Below are 15,366 nucleotides of genomic sequence, written 5' to 3' on the forward strand. Positions count from 1 at the left end.
GACCTCCATTCATTATGGTTTGATCACAAATCGTATTTTTTACTTTCATCACCCAGTGGTTCATCTTTTTTAGGGTCATTTTTAAAAAGCTCAATATTTTTCTTTGCTTCACGCAAAGCATCATCATACACAGTTTTAAACGGACTCAGGTCCGCCGGTTTACCGGCCTTCAGCCATTCGGTAACGACACGACCCAGCGCATAGGTAGTCCCTACAGCTACAGGTATCTGCAAGGGAGCAAACGGGATCAGTGTCGTCAGCGTACTGCCTACAAAATAAGCTCCTAAAGAACTCAGCAGGCTTACGGCCGCCTTTTCTCCGATTTCTTCTTCATAAACACTGCCTAATTTTATCACCAGATACACATCATTAGCAATCAGCGCCATTGTTCCAAGCAACGGAGCAACAACGATAACCCCGGCGCGGGCAGCAGCCCAGCGGCACAAAGTTTCAGCTTCCTCCTGACGCAGCCGGTCGTCAATGACAGTGACCTTAGTTTCCTGATTCATATCCATTTGCATACCCTCCTTCAGGCATAGTAAACCACTTATTATTATTCGCAATCTTCCTGAAAAATCCTGCTAAGTCCTGCCGATAAATACGCTGTCGGGCATAAAAAACCGCAGGCTGTAAAACCTGCGGCCAAATTTTTTTATAAGGGCAAAACTTATTTTTCCAGCCCGTCAGCCTGACGTTTGGCAATCACCTGACGCATATAGTCAGTAACCAAAGCCGTACTTTCTTCAAACAACACCAGCGCATGCGTAGCCTTTTTCTCTAAAAACGGGATCAGCTTTTCCAAATTTTCTTTCTGATCGACGATCGTCACCAAAACAGGCAGGTTGGAAACACCGGTAAAAAGTGATACCGGACGACGGTCGATCCCACGCACTTCGGTCGCATAACCTTCGATACCTTTAATGACGGTAGCGCCGGCGATCTTTAAACGGCGGGCTTCTTCAAGAATCGTTCTGTACAGGGGATCGTTGCCTACTATAACGTCCTCGCCCGTATAAATTTTAAGCATCCAGCATTTTTTGAATTCTGCCGTCATATAACTCACACCTTCCCATAAATTATTATTTTTCTTGTTACTTTAATTATAGCACGCAGTTTCTGAAAATTCATGTTTTAGAGTATAAATAATAATAAATAATTTTTGTAACACTAGCTACACTTTATTCGGCCGCTTAAATTTCCTGCTGCCGAGTATTGGAATTTGATATAATAAAATAAGCATTTGACTATTCGACCACAAGGAGGCCTACCATGTCTGTTACCTGTCAGGATCTATTGACTTTAAAATATTTTGAACGTATCAAGCTGGTTGCCGGGCCAAACGGTCTGGACCGTACGGTCACCTGGCCCTACGTAGGACAGACTTCAACTGTCTCGCAATGGGTACACGGCGGCGAACTGCTGTTTATTACCGGCATTGTGCACAGCGCCGATAAACTTAAGGATCTCATTTTAGAATGTATCCAGAAAAAATTAGCCGGTCTTGTAATCTTGGTCGGCAATGAATATATCAACTCTATTCCAGAAGAACTGCTGGCCCAGGCCGACGCAGCCGATTTCCCGCTTTTTGAAATGCCCTGGGACGTAAAGCTGATTGATGTAACGCGCGAAATAACCGACCTGATAATGCGTGATAAATTTGAAATCAAAAAGTCAAAAAACTTTCTGGGCCGCCTGCTTTTTGCTTCCGATGTTGATTACCGGCAAATGCTTGATACAGCGATCATCAACGATATCCAATTACTGGAATATAAATTTATTGCTGTTTTTAACGTCAGTCACCCCGCTGATGAAATCATGACAGATGCAGGCCATGACAGCCTTGAAGATAAACTGCAGCATTCTGTCGACAGTCTTTGTAAAGAGAAACAGCTGCCGGTCATCACATTGGTCTACGGCAATAATGTGATCTGCCTTGCCAGCGCGCCTACACAGGAAAAAGCAGCTGAGGCGGCAGCTTATCTGGAAACCGTCTGCGGTCTTTTAAGCCAGCTCTACAGCGGCAGCAACCTTTACCTCAGCTTTGGCCGTCCTTACGCCGATGTCGAACAAATCAAAATCAGTTATCAGGAAGCGCAGAAAGCGCTGCTGCTCTGGAAAAAGATGGGACGCAGCAATCACATTGTCTACTATTCCCAGCTTGGTTTATACCGCCTGCTGTTTAAAATCGATGATAAAGAAGAAATCCGCGAATACTATCACTATAATCTCGGTGTGCTCCTGCAGCATGACAGCAAAAATAATTCGGAGCTTCTGGAAACGCTGCGTCAGTACTTATACTGCAACGGCAATCTTGTTAAAACATCACAGGCACTGTTTATTCACCGTAATACACTTTTATACCGTCTTAACCAGATCCGTGATCTGCTGGGGCGCGATATCGACGATGCCCTGATACGACTTGAGCTGCTGAGCAGCATCGTCGCCAAAGACTACCTGGAAGAATAGCAAAAGACCAGACCCTCAAGCAGCGGTCCGGTCCTTTACTGTTGTTTTATTTACAGGAGGATTTGTAGGTTTACTCAAATTTATCAGCCTTCAGGAACGGTAACTGCCTCTTCCGGAGGCTTTTTTTGTTTTGCCAGTGACAGTGTAACTACGCCCGTCATAATCAGGGCACAGGCAACGATCTTGATCGTAGTCACTGTTTCTCCCAAAAGCAGTACGCCGCAGATAATGCTGGTAATAGGCTCGAAGGTAGTCAAAATAGCGGCAGTAGAAGCACCGACATGCTTGATGCCTATCTGCAGCAGCGAGAGGGCTACCACCGTACACAGCAATGCAAACACAGTGGAAATAAACCAGGCCTGCGGCGTCAGAGTCGTCAAAGTCAATTCACCTGTTCCTATGCCAAAGATCCCCATAGCGATCGAAGACATCAGTGCTACATAAAAAGAAATTTTAAAAACAGGCTGATTTTTCAAACCGCTTTTATCCATATAAATGATATAAAAAGCATACGTAACGCCGGAAGCGACCGCTAAAAACAGCCCCAGAAAAGTCCCGCCGCTGAAACCAGCGCTCATATCCACACCCAGAAAAAAGCAGGCAATCCCGGCAGTAGCGATCAGCAGAGCAATAAATTTCTGCAGTCCCAGCCGTTCTTTATAAAAAAGTACGCAGCCGATAGTCACAAAAACAGGATAAATAAAGTGGATCGTTGTTGCTACGCCTACGTCGATCAATGAAAAGGCAATAAACAACATCAGCGTAGTCACAGCATTACCGATACCGCCTAAAATAGTCAGGCTCCACAATTCTTTGGCGCTGACCTGTAAAGATATGCCCTGATACCAAAGAATCGCCAAAAGCACCGGTAAGCTCAAAAAATTACGCAAAAAGGTCAGGGTCACCGGATTGCTGCCAGCCTCGCCATAGGTCATCGGCCCTAGAGTAAAGGCAAACCCGAAGGTAACAGCCGACAGCATCGTCAGTAAAATACCCCTGGTACTTGTATTAGCCATGATAATTCTCCTTTATGGAAGACAAAGCGGCAGATCCGCCGCTTTGTCTAAACCGGAATTAAAATTCTTTATCGCAGATTTTTACCAATTCATCTAAAACACTGTCAATGATCAGCTGTCCGCGGGCAGCTGAAGAAGAACGCGCCGGAGCAAGTACGCCGGTAGGCGGAACCGCATCTTTAGGCACAGGATATATATGATACGGACAGGGAGTCGCTCCCTGGGTATCTACCATTCTTTCTTCATGCACCAATTCAGGGGCGAAAGCCATCATCAGAGAGGTTTCCGTAACAGCTGCGTGCTCAAAAGCCCAGCCCGGGAACGGTACTTCGTCAAACACTTTATCGATGATCTCTGCCGGCATCGGGTCCCACCAGTTAGCGATCAAAATCTTGGCCTGTTCTCCATATTTTTGAGCTATCAGGTCGACTGCTTCGCAGACAAAAGCTTCATTTTCAAAGTGACAGCTAAGCACCATGATTTTTTTCACGCCGTCTTTAATAAGCTCTTCCAGAACATCATAGGTCAAACGGACAAGAGTATCACCGTTCAAATCAACAGTTCCCGGGAACAGGGGGCCGCCGCCGGAAAGAGGTTTAGATTTATAACCATAGTTGATTGCCGGCGCTACCATACCGCCAACACGCTGCGCCAGTCTTTCGGCAAAGCCGTTAGCCAGAACCGTATCTACACACAGCGGCAGATGGGGGCCATGCTGTTCGCAGGCGCCGATAGGCAGAATAGTGATCGCTCCTTCGTCGATTTTCGCTTTAAATTCCATCCAGGTCATTTCGTTCATTCTGATCATGATTTATCGCTCCTTTAATATCCATATTTTAATGTCGTTTACCTGCATTTTTCCTTGTTGCTTTGTTCTTTTAAGAAAGAAAGTTGTGAGGACCTGCGGCAGTGCCGCATTTAATTAGGAACTTACTTGACTAAGAGTTTTCGTCCTGTCCCCGGGCCGTTTATTTTTGTGCAGCAGCTAGCTTTACTGTGCTTTCAGTATACCCCCGCTTCAACCTTGTACACAACGTACAAAAAGGCCAAAAACATTCCAGCCTGCAAGTGCATTTTTTGCACAAGTCAGTACTGCTCTTTTTGTATCATTCATACAGTGCTTTTTATATTTCGACTTGCTATACTGATTGCGACAAGAGTTTTCGTTACGAAGCTCCTCCGCCACAACATTAAGTTTGTAAAGGAGACTTTATAATGAAAAGCATATTATTCACCAACGCCAAATTAAAAGGTCAGAACGGCCTGCAGGACATTTATATAACTGATGGTAAATTTAAAGAGATAGGCCCCGGTCTTGCCGCAAAAGTAACAGCTGAGAAGGTCGTAGATCTTGAAGGCAAACTCGCCGTACCGCCTTATGTCGATCCCCACATTCATCTTGATTACGTTTTCACTGCACTTAATCCGGCGGCAGCCAACAAAACCGGTTCTTTATTTGAAGGCATCCAGCGCTGGTCTGAAACTAAAGGCAGGCTGACCAAAGAAGAAATCAAAGAACGCGCCCGTCAGGCCATGAAACAGGAGATCCTTACCGGCGTGCAATATATCCGCACCCATGTCGACGTGACTGATCCCAAGCTTACAGCCCTGCTGGCCATGCTGGAGCTGCGCGAAGAAGTCAAAGATACCTGCACCCTGCAGATCATCGCCTTCCCGCAGGAAGGGATGTATGCTTATCAGGGCGGTGATAAATTAGTTGAAGAAGCTCTCACTATGGGCGCTGACCTGGTCGGAGCCATCCCCCATTTTGAATATACACGTGAAGACGGCGTTAAAAGCGTCCAGAAAGCTTTCGAACTGGCAGTAAAATACGACAAAATGGTCGATATCCACTGCGATGAAACTGACGACGACCAGTCCCGCTTTATCGAAGTCCTGGCCGCCGAAGCACTGCGCAGCGGCATCGCCGAAAAAGCCACTGCCAGCCATACCTGTGCCATGCATTCTTACAACAATGCCTATACTTATAAGCTGTTCAAATTACTGGGGCTTTCCAAAGTCAATTTTATTTCCTGCCCTACCGAAAACATCCATCTGCAGGGACGTTTTGACAACTACCCCAAACGCCGCGGCCTGACGCGTGTCAAGGAATTGAACGAAGCCGGCATCAACGTCTGCTTTGCCCAGGATTCCATGAGCGATCCCTGGTATCCTGTCGGCAACGGTAATCTGATGAATATTCTTGACGCAGGTATACACATCGCGCAAATGATGAGTATCGAAGAAATCAGCAACTCCCTCGACCTGATTACAGTCAACGGCGCCCGCACCCTGAATATTCTCGATCAATACGGTATCGAAGCCGGCAAACCGGCCAACTTTATCGTTCTCAATGCCAAAGGCGAATTTGAAGCAGTCTGCAATCGCGTTTCCGTTGCCTGTTCCGTCCGCGACGGCGAATTTCTTTTTGAACGTGCCCCCGAAGTTATTACTACAACCAACGGGCTCTTAAAATAATATTCCCGGCCCCTTAACAAATAACAAAAAGCACTGCCGTTATTAAATACGTCAGTGCTTTTTTATCTGCAGAAAGAAACCTGAAAACCAGCATTTTCTGTAATATTTTTCGCAAAAATTTTACTGGTTTCAACAGCTCACGCAGCAGGATTTTTGATCCGTTTGTAGAAGTAAGTATATACAAAAAGAAAACAAGATGTCATCTGAAAATCATCTAAATTTTAACCTGACTTTTGCGGAGTGTTACCACTACCGCCTGTAACATTTCCGATCTGATCTATAGGCGCGGATGTTTTAAGGAGGGATTTACCATGATGAAAAAGATTCTTGTACCGTTCGATGGTTCCGAAACTGCGCTGCGTGCACTGGAGTTTGCAGCCGGCATCGGCAAACCGTTTGGCAGCGAAATTATGGTAGTCAATGTTATTGTACCTTACGACTACACTAAAGTTCCGCCAAGAAAACCTAAAAATGCTATTGAAGAAGCTGAAATGGCAGCCAAAGAACCGGATCCGACTCCGCTTGATATCGCTAAAGGTATTTTGGATAAGCTGGGCTGCACTACCGCATCTTATCGTCTGATCGTTGATATCGACCCGGCTGAGAGGATTTTGGAATATGCCAAAACTGCCGAAGCTGATATGATCGTGCTCGGCAACAGAGGTATGGGCATGCTGGCCGAACTGCTGATGGGCAGCGTGAGCATGAAGATTTCGCAATATGCAGAATGCCCCGTAGTGATCGTAAAATGATCAGTTAATATACATATTCCCGTCTTGTGAAGGCGGTAATCCCTTGGAAACGGCCCCTTACCCGCTGGAGGTAAGGGGCCGAAGTGTTTTTCAGAATCACTTATCTGTCAATGTATCATTCATACTGCCGCTGCGAAACCCTTCCAGATCTAAACTTACATACAGGAACCCCGCCTTCCTGAAAGCTTCCACGATCTTCCGGCGCAGCTGCGGCTGCGCAATTTTTTCAATAACGGACTCAGCAACTTCAATGCGCGCCAATTTGCCGTGACAGCGTACACGCATTTCGGCAAAACCAAGATCCAGCAAAATCTGCTCTGCTACTTCTATCATCTGCAGTTTTTCTGCAGTAATAACTTCACCATAAGGTATACGTGAGGCCAGGCAGGCATAGGAAGGCTTATTCCAGGTAAAAAGCTCAAACTCCCTTGACAGCAGCCGTACTTCTTCTTTAGTAAGTCCCACTTCCCGAAAAGGACTTTTGATCCCCAGCTCTGCTATCGCTTTCATCCCGGGGCGGTAATCACCTTCGTCATCTATATTGGAACCATCTGCGACGCAGCTGCAATGATACATCCCAGCCATCTCCACAACGGTTTCAAATAAGGCACGTTTACAATAATAACAACGTTCCGGACCATTCTCTGCAAATCCCGGAACAGCAAGCTGATCGACACCGATTTCAAAATGCGGTATTTTCAGTTCGTGCAGCAGCTGTGCCGCGTCCCTCGCTTCGTGTCCCGGATAACTTGGCGTCCTTACCGTCACCGCCAGTACGTTATCACCCAAAGCCTCGCGTGCAGCATACAATAACAGCGAAGAGTCGACGCCTCCTGAAAAAGCCACGGCAACGCTGCCGTAACTGCGCAGCGTATCCAGTAAATCTAAATATTTCTTTCGCAATTCTACTTGCATTTTACACCGCCTGTCTTAATTCTGACGATTAACTAAATCTTCAATAGCATTTTCACGCAAAGCTGTCTTCATAACCTTACCTGTACCATTTTTAGGCAGCTGCTCGCAGAAGAAAAAATATTTTGGTACCTTGTAACTGGCAAGACGCTCCATTAAAAAGCGCCGCAGCTGCGGTTTTGTCGCCGCCGCGCCCTCCTTCAACACCAGATAAGCACAGACCGCCTGACCTCGCAGCTTATCCGGCACACCTACTACAGCGTTTTCCTGCACTGCCGGATGATGATACAACGCTTCCTCGACCTCACGCGGATAAACATTTTCCCCGCCTGTAATAATCATATCCTTGAGCCTGTCAACGATAAAAATATAACCTTCTTCATCCTGATATGCCAAATCACCTGTATGCAGCCAGCCGCCGCGTAAAGCTGCAGCCGTTTCTTCCGGGCGATTCAGATATCCCAACATCACATTGTCCCCCCGGACGCACAGCTCGCCTACCGTGCCGCTGGCAACCCGTCTGTCATCCTCATCACGGATCTCAACTCTTACATTCGGCAGCTGCGGTCCAATTGATCCGACCTTGATTTTTTCAGCCGGATTAACAGTACAGACCGGCGAAGCCTCTGACAGGCCATAGCCCTCCTGTACGGGCTTTCCAAATTTTTTCTTAAAATCTTTTGCCAGCTTTTGCGGTAAGGAAGCACCACCACTGATAAAAAAGCGTACTGATGCCAGCTGCCCGCTGTCGGCACCCTTTTCAAACATCTGGATCATCGTCGGTACGCCGGCAAACTGTGTTATTTCATACCTTTGGATCAACCGCAGTGCTTCAGCTAAAGTATAATTTTCCTGTACAACTATGCAGCAGCCATGCAATAAAGGACATGCTACGGAAACAGTCCAGGCAAAACAATGATACATCGGCAACACACACAAGGTCTTATCAGAAGAATACATCAACACCCTCTGCGTAAAATCTTTCGCGTTGGCAACCAAATTACGATGTGACAGCATTGCTCCTTTAGGATGCCCTGTCGTACCGCTGGTATAAATGATCGTACAATTATCATTATCGTCCATAGCTATATCTTCATAATTCCTGTCAACAGGCTGACGCAGATCCTCGAAATCCAGCTGCTTGAGCGGGCCACAGCCACATTCCTGCAATGCGGCATCTAATTCCAGCTTTTGCCGCGTCACCATTACGCTCATACCTGCATCCTGAACGATATAGGCCACCTCCGGCGCCGCCAGTTGAAAATTAAATGGAACAACAACGCCGCCGGCTTTAATGATCGCCAAATAAGCGATCACAAATTCATTGCAGTTTTTGCTGAACAGGCCGACTTTATCGCCTTTACATACGCCGCTGCTCTGCAGATGCGCAGCCCATAAAGTAACTTCCTCACGCACTTCACCATAAGTCAGCATTTTATCTTGACAGATCAGAGCCGGGTCTTCTGCCGGATGATCGTTGATTATTTCATAAAAAAGCATAGCTTTCGCTCCCCGCCGCGGCTTCAAGCCGCTAAAATTACCGTTGCCTGATCCGATCCACTTTTCCAGCAGCAGTATATTCTTTATTATACTAAATAAAAACCCACTTGCACAATGCTAAAAATCAGGTTAATATGTAAGCAGTATATAAAATATTAATTCCCAGAAAGGCAGGTTTAATAAATGAAAGTTGAACTACGACCCGGTCTTCAAGGACGAGCCGAAGCAATCGTTGACACCACCAATGTTGCAGCAGTTATGGGCAGCGGCGATCTTGATGTTTTTGCTACTCCGGCCATGATAGCCCTGATGGAGCAGGCCGCCTGCAACGCGATCCTTCCATGCCTTGACTCCTCTACCAGCAGCGTCGGCATCAAAATGGACACCACTCATGAAGCCGCCACGCTGCTTGGAAAAAAAATTATTGCTACAGCTAAACTGATAGCCGTTGAAGGACGCAAGCTTACCTTTAAGGTAGGCGCCTGCGATGATCATGGACCGATCGGCAACGGTACCCACGAGCGCTTCATTATTGACAAAGCTAAATTTATTGCTAAATTACAGTCTAAGCGCTGAATTATTTTTTAACAAAAAACTCCCGCAATGCGGGAGTTTTTTGTTTACCTGCAGCAAAAGCTTTAAACAAACGCTTCAGCTGCGAATAAAATTAGTAAAAACTGGCGTTTCCTGCTGTGGTAATGCTACACCAGCCTGCAAACCGGCTTCTTTGCACCGCAGTAAAAAAGCCATATTTCTGCCCAGCGTACGCATCGTCTGTAAGCCTTCCAAATCCTGTTTTACTTCTTCAGCATTGACGCCATGTACCATATTCCAATATTGCGAAGCTACAACAGGCATCTGCATCAGCATAAAATATTTATTCAGCTGTTCAAAGGCTGCCGTCGTTCCCGCACGGCGGGCAGATACCACCGCAGCCGCCGGCTTCAGGTAAAAAGTTTTCTGACCTGAACAAACGGCAGTATAAAAAACTCTGTCCATAAAAGAAGTTATCGCTCCTCCGGCTGCAGCCCAATGTACAGGCGAACCAAAAATATAGCCGTCATAAACAGGTGCCAGCTCCAAAAATTCATTGACCTTGTCATGAAAAACGCAGCGGCCAGTTTTGGCACAGCCGTGACAGGCAATACAGCCCGCAATAGCTTTAGTACCGATCCAGAAAATATCTGTTTCGATGCCCTCCTGTTCCAATGCAGACGCAACTTCTGCCAGCGCCGTATATGTGCAGCCTTTTTCATGGGGGCTGCCGTTAACCAATATTACTTTCATCTTTACTCCGCTCCTTTGCTTTGTTGTCTTTCCACTGCTCCTGACATAACTATACAACCTTGAGCGCACTCCAGGTCAAGTGAATTATTTTCAAATTTTACTGCTTTTCTGTCTGTACATAAAAAAACAACAGGCGGCAAACCTTTACCACCTGCTGTTTTTGACTTTCTCTATTTTATTAGTGATGCCACAATAAATGCTGGCTTACCGCCAGTTCCAGCCTGACTACTACAAGGAGGCAAATAATAACCGCAGTAGCAACCATGCCGATAACACCGCTCCAGCCATAGCTTTCCAAAAATACGCCGCCTAAAGTACCCAGTGAGCTTGCACCGGCATAATAGAAAAACATATACATCGACGATGACTGCGCTTTATCGCCCTGATTAAGTTTTCCTACCCAGCCGCAGGCTACGGAATGTGAACCCAGCATCCCAAAAGTAAATATAGCCAGACCTATAAATTTAAATACAAGCGGCTGCAGTAAAGTCAGCAGCCCGCCGGTCAGCATTATCAAAAGGCCCAGAATAAGTACGCGCCCGTTACCATGCTGATCTGATAATCTGCCCATATAGGTAGAGCTGAAGGTTCCAAACAAATAGACTACAAACAGCAGCCCTACTACAGTCTGGCTTAATGAATAAGGCGGTGCCAGTAAGACATAGGAAATAAAGTTAAAAACAGCAACAAAAGAACCCATAATCAAAAATGCAACCAGGTAAATCCATAATAATTTCTTATTTGCCAGAGCGGTATGAAAGGTTTTTATCAGCTGCAGTCCGCCTGACTGGCGCTGCCGCTGATATTTCGGTTTAGGCAGCAGCATAAAAAAAGCAATACCGACAGCAAGATATAAAATGCCGATCACAATCAGCCCCATGCGCCAGGAAACAAAATCAGTAATCGCGCTGACCACAAGCCGTCCAAACAGGCCTCCCACTGTTGTTCCGCTGATATAGATCCCAATTACAGTACCGACGTTAAACGGCTCAAATTCCTCATTGATGTAAGCAATTATCAACGAAGGAAATGCAGCTAAAAGCAATCCCTGTATCAGACGCATCCCCAGAATAGCTTCAAAACTGCCGCTGAAGCCTATCATAATAGTCAGTATTGCAGCTCCTATCAAGCCGACAGCAGTTGCCAGTTTACGGTCAAAACGCGGTGCCAAACCGGCAATCAGCAGCATTGCTGCTGACATCCCCACCAATCCTAAAGATACTGCCAGACTCCCCTGTACTGCATTGAGCCCAAAGCTGGAAGCAATAACCGGTATAATCGGCTGCACACAGTACTCGGCACCAAAAGCCGCCATACTTCCTAAAAAAATAATAAACAGCGTTCGCCAGTAAACCTGCGAACCTGTTTTTATATACTCGCGATTCTCCACTTAAAAGCCCCTTTTCTCTATAACCTGCTTTTAATTGTATACTTTCTGCCGTATTAGTCAATTCCTAAAATAAATAAAAGCACCGATGGCGGCCGGTGCTTTTATTTATTTTTTCATCTCATTCACCTTTACTGCCGTTATTCACGCAGCTCGGCCAGCGAAGGCAATGCAGCACGTACAGGCTTCCACAGCATGATCGAAACAGTATAATCGATCAGCGAATGTAAAAATGTACCAACCCCTACCAGAACAAGTACGCTCATAACATAACCGTCGGCAAGCTGTTCCGGTTTGAAAATGCTGCCGGCCAGAAAGAAAGGTGAAACGACGGCAACCTCAGCCAGAGCATGTACAAAGGCCAGCCCACCATTAAACACAGTGCTTGGCAATGGCTTTTCAATAATTTCCGGTATTTTTCTGATCAGCACAGCCCCAAGCAGGGCAAAACAGATATGGCTGGCAGCCCTCAGAGCAATAATTACAGGCGTCGTCATAAAAAATCCCAGCGTCGTTCCCAAGCAAACTACTGCGGCCAGCTTCGGCGATATGAACATCGCAATAAAAATAGCCACATGGCTGGCCAGCGTAAACGACATCGGCCCGATCACTATTTTAGGCATCAACATCGGCACAACGATACCGATACCACACAGTACCCCGGCCAATACAAGCTGATTGATATTCTTGCTTTTCATTTCGCAGCTCTCCCCTCATCATTCATCCTTCTGCCTCATTGATAACGAAAACAGCGCCTCAGGGCGCTGTTTTTATTTTAACACAGTTTGCAAAAAAGCCTGCAGACGTTCATTTTTCGGATTAGTAAAAATATCCTCAGGCCTGCCCTGTTCCTGTACTCTGCCATCAGCCATAAAAATAACTTTGGTCGCTACTTCGCGGGCAAAACCCATTTCATGAGTCACTACCACCATCGTCATTTTTTCTTCAGCCAGTTCACGCATGGTACGCAGAACCTCCCCTGTCAATTCAGGATCCAGCGAAGATGTCGGCTCATCGAAAAGCATGATCGACGGCTTCATCGCTAAAGCGCGGGCGATAGCTACACGCTGCTGCTGACCGCCGGAGAGCTTCCGCGGATAAACATCCGCTTTTTCGGACAAGCCAACCTTGCCTAAAAGTATTTTTGCTTCTTCGATTACTTGGGCATGGTCGCGCTTCTGCACCTGCACCGGTGCTTCAATCAAATTCTGCAGCACTGTCATATGCGGAAACAAGTTAAACTGCTGAAACACCATTCCCATTTTACAGGCAATTCGGCGGCTTTCGTCACCGGGTGCATATACCACCTCACCTGTGCTGCTGGTATCAGCAAGCAGCTCACCGTCAATAATGATCGTGCCCCTGTTGATAGTTTCCAGCTTGTTCAAACAGCGCAGCAAAGTACTTTTACCGCTGCCGCTGGGACCGATGACGGCAATGACTTCGCCTTCTTCGACATCAAGATCTATACCCTGCAAAACGTTCAGTTCCTGAAAACTTTTATGAATATTACGTGCTTCGATTTTTTTCATGGCTTACTCCCATCAATCGTACTTCGAAAATCTTTTTTCCAGTTTGTCAAATCCGTAGGTCAAAACCAGCGTCATCAGCAGATAAAAAACACCGGCTACAAGAAACGGCGTAATACTGAAATCACGCTGCACCAGATTACGTGTCGTCCGCAGCAGATCATTCATTGCCAAAACATAAATCAAAGAAGTATCTTTGACCAGAGTTATCGTCTCATTGCTGACAGGCGGCAGGATAATGCGAAAAACCTGCGGCAGAATAATACGGCGCATGGTCTGTACATAATTCATACCCAAAGTACGGGCCGCTTCATACTGGCCTTTAGGAATAGCCTGGATACCGGCGCGGAAAATTTCGCAGAAATAAGCGGCATAATTAAGTACAAACGCAAAAATAGCCGCCTGAAAATCATCCATCCTGATCCCAATACCGGGAATAAATGGAAGTCCGTAATAAACGAATAAAAGCTGCAGCATCAGCGGCGTACCGCGCAGCAGCCAGACATAGACACCAACGGCACTGCGCAGACTGCCAAGTGACGAAACCCTCGCCAGAGCCAGCAGTATACCTAAAGGTATTGACAAAACAATAGTAATAAAAAACAATTTTAAAGTTTCGATCGTTCCCAGCCACATCTGCGGCAGGATGGAAATAATATAATCCATTATGAGTCTCCGTATCTGCATTAAAAATAAGTAGAGTAAAAGGGCCGACAGCTCATGCCATCGGCCCGGAGCTTATTAATATTTAGTGATGTCAACACCCATCCATTGTTCAGAAATCTTTTTCATGGTGCCGTCTTTTTTCATTTCATCCAGTGCCTTGTTGATTTTCTCACTGTATTCTTTATCATCCTTACGGAAGGCAACCGCTACGACTTCGTCGCCCAGATTTTCTTCCAAAGCTACATATTTATCAGGATGTTTGACCATATAATAACGAGCCAGAACAGCGTCAACTACCATGGCATCGATACGGCCGGCGTCCATATCCATATAAACAGCAGCAAAGTCAGGATATTTTCTGTAATCTTTCAGGGAAGTCCTCAGTTCATTATTTCTGTCAAGAATATAAGAACCGGTACTGTCATCCTGTACTGCCAGAACTTTACCCTTCAAATCAGCAATTTTAGTAATCTCAGACCCTTTAGGAACAACTACCAGCTGAGCATTTACCATATAGGGCTTGGAGAGCGTATAAGCTTCCTGACGCTCCGGGTTGACTGTAAAGCAGTTCCAGATCGCATCGATACGCTTACCCTTGATCTCTGCTTCCTTGGAAGCCCAGTCGATCGGTTTAAATTCTACTTCCATACCAGCACGCTTGCAGGCTTCTTTAGCGAGGTCGATATCATAACCGACGATCTCGTTCTTTTCATTACGGAAGCCCATCGGCGCAAAATTGTCATCAAGACCTATCACCATTTTTTTAGGACTGTCACTGCCGCAGCCTGTAACCAAAGACAAAGCCATCAGCAGCGTCATAGCCAAAAGTAAAAATTTCTTCATCATCCATCCCCCTCTAAGGTGTTGTTTTCTTACTACGCTTTTGATTATACTTTAGTATGCTAAATTTGTAAAGAGGTAAATTGATTTTTTTTTGAAATTTTTTGCAGGAATTTTCCTTACAGCTGCGAATCTTATTTCAACAGCAGTATTTTATAACGAAAGAGGGGCTTGTGATGATCGTCACTGAAAGAAAAACCGATATTTTTGAACGCCGGGCCGGCGGTAAAGGCAATACTATTATGGAGCACATCGTAGATGAAAAGGTTTACGGCGGCAAAATAGCCGCTTATGCGCGCGTAATTCTTAAACCCGGCTGTTCACTCGGTTACCACAAACATGAAGGCACCAGCGAAACTATTTATATCCTGCAGGGTACGGCCTTATATAATGACAATGGCACTGAAAGCACGCTGCCTGCAGGCGCAGTTGTTTTCTGCCCCGAAGGCGAAAGCCACAGCATCGAAAATATTGGTCAGGATGACCTGCTGGCTATGGCGCTGATTGTCAACGAAAAATAAATTTCAAATAAT

The 15,366-nt window shown here is 45.9% G+C and carries 17 protein-coding genes; 5 read left to right on the forward strand and 12 right to left on the reverse strand.

Going from position 1 to position 15,366, the window contains the following annotated elements; all coding sequences use genetic code 11:
• Positions 1–23 precede the first annotated feature (23 nt).
• Positions 24–515, reverse strand: a complete 492-nt coding sequence (locus tag PFJ30894_RS00600; RefSeq protein WP_021718141.1) for a DUF697 domain-containing protein — start codon at positions 513–515, stop codon at positions 24–26.
• Between the two features lie 152 nt (positions 516–667).
• On the reverse strand, positions 668–1,054 hold the full coding sequence (locus tag PFJ30894_RS00605; protein ID WP_021718142.1) for a DUF190 domain-containing protein: 387 nt from the start codon (positions 1,052–1,054) through the stop codon (positions 668–670).
• 215 nt (positions 1,055–1,269) lie between these two features.
• Here PFJ30894_RS00605 and PFJ30894_RS00610 point away from each other — a divergent pair, with 215 nt between their 5' ends.
• The gene (locus PFJ30894_RS00610; protein ID WP_125668762.1) at positions 1,270–2,466 is read left to right on the forward strand and encodes a PucR family transcriptional regulator; all 1,197 of its coding nucleotides are present in this window, start codon (positions 1,270–1,272) and stop codon (positions 2,464–2,466) included.
• Positions 2,467–2,549: 83 nt separating this feature from the next.
• Here PFJ30894_RS00610 and PFJ30894_RS00615 read toward each other — a convergent pair whose 3' ends face one another.
• Together PFJ30894_RS00615 and PFJ30894_RS00620 are read right to left on the reverse strand one after the other, a co-directional pair.
• A complete protein-coding gene (locus PFJ30894_RS00615) occupies positions 2,550–3,482 on the reverse strand; it encodes a DMT family transporter (RefSeq protein ID WP_021717893.1) in 933 nt (310 codons plus the stop codon).
• Positions 3,483–3,540: 58 nt separating this feature from the next.
• On the reverse strand, positions 3,541–4,290 hold the full coding sequence (locus tag PFJ30894_RS00620) for a creatininase (RefSeq protein ID WP_021717892.1): 750 nt from the start codon (positions 4,288–4,290) through the stop codon (positions 3,541–3,543).
• Between the two features lie 407 nt (positions 4,291–4,697).
• Here PFJ30894_RS00620 and codA point away from each other — a divergent pair, with 407 nt between their 5' ends.
• Together codA and PFJ30894_RS00630 are read left to right on the forward strand one after the other, a co-directional pair.
• Positions 4,698–5,960 carry a cytosine deaminase gene (gene codA / locus PFJ30894_RS00625; RefSeq protein ID WP_125668763.1) on the forward strand — a complete coding sequence of 421 codons (1,263 nt, stop codon included), beginning with the start codon at positions 4,698–4,700 and terminating at the stop codon, positions 5,958–5,960.
• A 311-nt stretch (positions 5,961–6,271) separates the two neighbouring features.
• Entirely contained in the window at positions 6,272–6,712 is a 441-nt protein-coding gene (locus tag PFJ30894_RS00630) for a universal stress protein (RefSeq protein WP_021717890.1), read from the forward strand.
• 96 nt (positions 6,713–6,808) lie between these two features.
• On the opposite strand, the gene larE is transcribed toward PFJ30894_RS00630, so the two are convergent.
• Both larE and PFJ30894_RS00640 read right to left on the reverse strand, forming a co-directional pair.
• Positions 6,809–7,627 carry an ATP-dependent sacrificial sulfur transferase LarE gene (larE, locus tag PFJ30894_RS00635; RefSeq protein WP_125668764.1) on the reverse strand — a complete coding sequence of 273 codons (819 nt, stop codon included), beginning with the start codon at positions 7,625–7,627 and terminating at the stop codon, positions 6,809–6,811.
• A 15-nt stretch (positions 7,628–7,642) separates the two neighbouring features.
• Positions 7,643–9,124, reverse strand: a complete 1,482-nt coding sequence (locus tag PFJ30894_RS00640) for a class I adenylate-forming enzyme family protein (RefSeq protein WP_125668765.1) — start codon at positions 9,122–9,124, stop codon at positions 7,643–7,645.
• 183 nt (positions 9,125–9,307) lie between these two features.
• On the opposite strand from PFJ30894_RS00640, the gene PFJ30894_RS00645 reads away from it, so the two are divergent.
• On the forward strand, positions 9,308–9,700 hold the full coding sequence (locus PFJ30894_RS00645; RefSeq protein ID WP_046431216.1) for a thioesterase family protein: 393 nt from the start codon (positions 9,308–9,310) through the stop codon (positions 9,698–9,700).
• Positions 9,701–9,775: 75 nt separating this feature from the next.
• Here the strand turns inward: PFJ30894_RS00645 and PFJ30894_RS00650 are convergent, their stop codons facing one another.
• The 6 genes from PFJ30894_RS00650 to PFJ30894_RS00680 form a co-directional block, all read right to left on the reverse strand.
• Positions 9,776–10,411 carry a flavodoxin family protein gene (locus tag PFJ30894_RS00650; RefSeq protein ID WP_046431218.1) on the reverse strand — a complete coding sequence of 212 codons (636 nt, stop codon included), beginning with the start codon at positions 10,409–10,411 and terminating at the stop codon, positions 9,776–9,778.
• A 178-nt stretch (positions 10,412–10,589) separates the two neighbouring features.
• A complete protein-coding gene (locus PFJ30894_RS00655) occupies positions 10,590–11,801 on the reverse strand; it encodes an MFS transporter (RefSeq protein ID WP_125668766.1) in 1,212 nt (403 codons plus the stop codon).
• A gap of 137 nt (positions 11,802–11,938) precedes the next feature.
• On the reverse strand, positions 11,939–12,496 hold the full coding sequence (locus PFJ30894_RS11765; protein ID WP_021717884.1) for a hypothetical protein: 558 nt from the start codon (positions 12,494–12,496) through the stop codon (positions 11,939–11,941).
• Positions 12,497–12,568: 72 nt separating this feature from the next.
• On the reverse strand, positions 12,569–13,330 hold the full coding sequence (locus PFJ30894_RS00670) for an amino acid ABC transporter ATP-binding protein (RefSeq protein ID WP_125668768.1): 762 nt from the start codon (positions 13,328–13,330) through the stop codon (positions 12,569–12,571).
• 12 nt (positions 13,331–13,342) lie between these two features.
• Positions 13,343–13,993, reverse strand: a complete 651-nt coding sequence (locus PFJ30894_RS00675) for an amino acid ABC transporter permease (RefSeq protein ID WP_021717882.1) — start codon at positions 13,991–13,993, stop codon at positions 13,343–13,345.
• A gap of 75 nt (positions 13,994–14,068) precedes the next feature.
• The gene (locus tag PFJ30894_RS00680; protein WP_231997921.1) at positions 14,069–14,839 is read right to left on the reverse strand and encodes an amino acid ABC transporter substrate-binding protein; all 771 of its coding nucleotides are present in this window, start codon (positions 14,837–14,839) and stop codon (positions 14,069–14,071) included.
• 170 nt (positions 14,840–15,009) lie between these two features.
• Between PFJ30894_RS00680 and PFJ30894_RS00685 the strand changes: the two genes are divergently transcribed.
• Entirely contained in the window at positions 15,010–15,354 is a 345-nt protein-coding gene (locus tag PFJ30894_RS00685) for a cupin domain-containing protein (RefSeq protein ID WP_125668769.1), read from the forward strand.
• Positions 15,355–15,366: the final 12 nt, after the last annotated feature.

It is taken from the genome of Phascolarctobacterium faecium, from assembly GCF_003945365.1.
In the GTDB taxonomy this organism is placed as follows: Bacteria; Bacillota; Negativicutes; order Acidaminococcales; family Acidaminococcaceae; genus Phascolarctobacterium; species Phascolarctobacterium faecium.

Coding starts and splice junctions, on each gene's coding strand:
- PFJ30894_RS00600 (WP_021718141.1), bottom strand. CDS start 515: ATGGATATGAATCAGGAAACTAAGGTCACTGTCATTGACGACCGGCTG.
- PFJ30894_RS00605 (WP_021718142.1), bottom strand. CDS start 1,054: ATGACGGCAGAATTCAAAAAATGCTGGATGCTTAAAATTTATACGGGC.
- PFJ30894_RS00610 (WP_125668762.1), top strand. CDS start 1,270: ATGTCTGTTACCTGTCAGGATCTATTGACTTTAAAATATTTTGAACGT.
- PFJ30894_RS00615 (WP_021717893.1), bottom strand. CDS start 3,482: ATGGCTAATACAAGTACCAGGGGTATTTTACTGACGATGCTGTCGGCT.
- PFJ30894_RS00620 (WP_021717892.1), bottom strand. CDS start 4,290: ATGATCAGAATGAACGAAATGACCTGGATGGAATTTAAAGCGAAAATC.
- codA (WP_125668763.1), top strand. CDS start 4,698: ATGAAAAGCATATTATTCACCAACGCCAAATTAAAAGGTCAGAACGGC.
- PFJ30894_RS00630 (WP_021717890.1), top strand. CDS start 6,272: ATGATGAAAAAGATTCTTGTACCGTTCGATGGTTCCGAAACTGCGCTG.
- larE (WP_125668764.1), bottom strand. CDS start 7,627: ATGCAAGTAGAATTGCGAAAGAAATATTTAGATTTACTGGATACGCTG.
- PFJ30894_RS00640 (WP_125668765.1), bottom strand. CDS start 9,124: ATGCTTTTTTATGAAATAATCAACGATCATCCGGCAGAAGACCCGGCT.
- PFJ30894_RS00645 (WP_046431216.1), top strand. CDS start 9,308: ATGAAAGTTGAACTACGACCCGGTCTTCAAGGACGAGCCGAAGCAATC.
- PFJ30894_RS00650 (WP_046431218.1), bottom strand. CDS start 10,411: ATGAAAGTAATATTGGTTAACGGCAGCCCCCATGAAAAAGGCTGCACA.
- PFJ30894_RS11765 (WP_021717884.1), bottom strand. CDS start 12,496: ATGAAAAGCAAGAATATCAATCAGCTTGTATTGGCCGGGGTACTGTGT.
- PFJ30894_RS00670 (WP_125668768.1), bottom strand. CDS start 13,330: ATGAAAAAAATCGAAGCACGTAATATTCATAAAAGTTTTCAGGAACTG.
- PFJ30894_RS00675 (WP_021717882.1), bottom strand. CDS start 13,993: ATGGATTATATTATTTCCATCCTGCCGCAGATGTGGCTGGGAACGATC.
- PFJ30894_RS00680 (WP_231997921.1), bottom strand. CDS start 14,839: ATGATGAAGAAATTTTTACTTTTGGCTATGACGCTGCTGATGGCTTTG.
- PFJ30894_RS00685 (WP_125668769.1), top strand. CDS start 15,010: ATGATCGTCACTGAAAGAAAAACCGATATTTTTGAACGCCGGGCCGGC.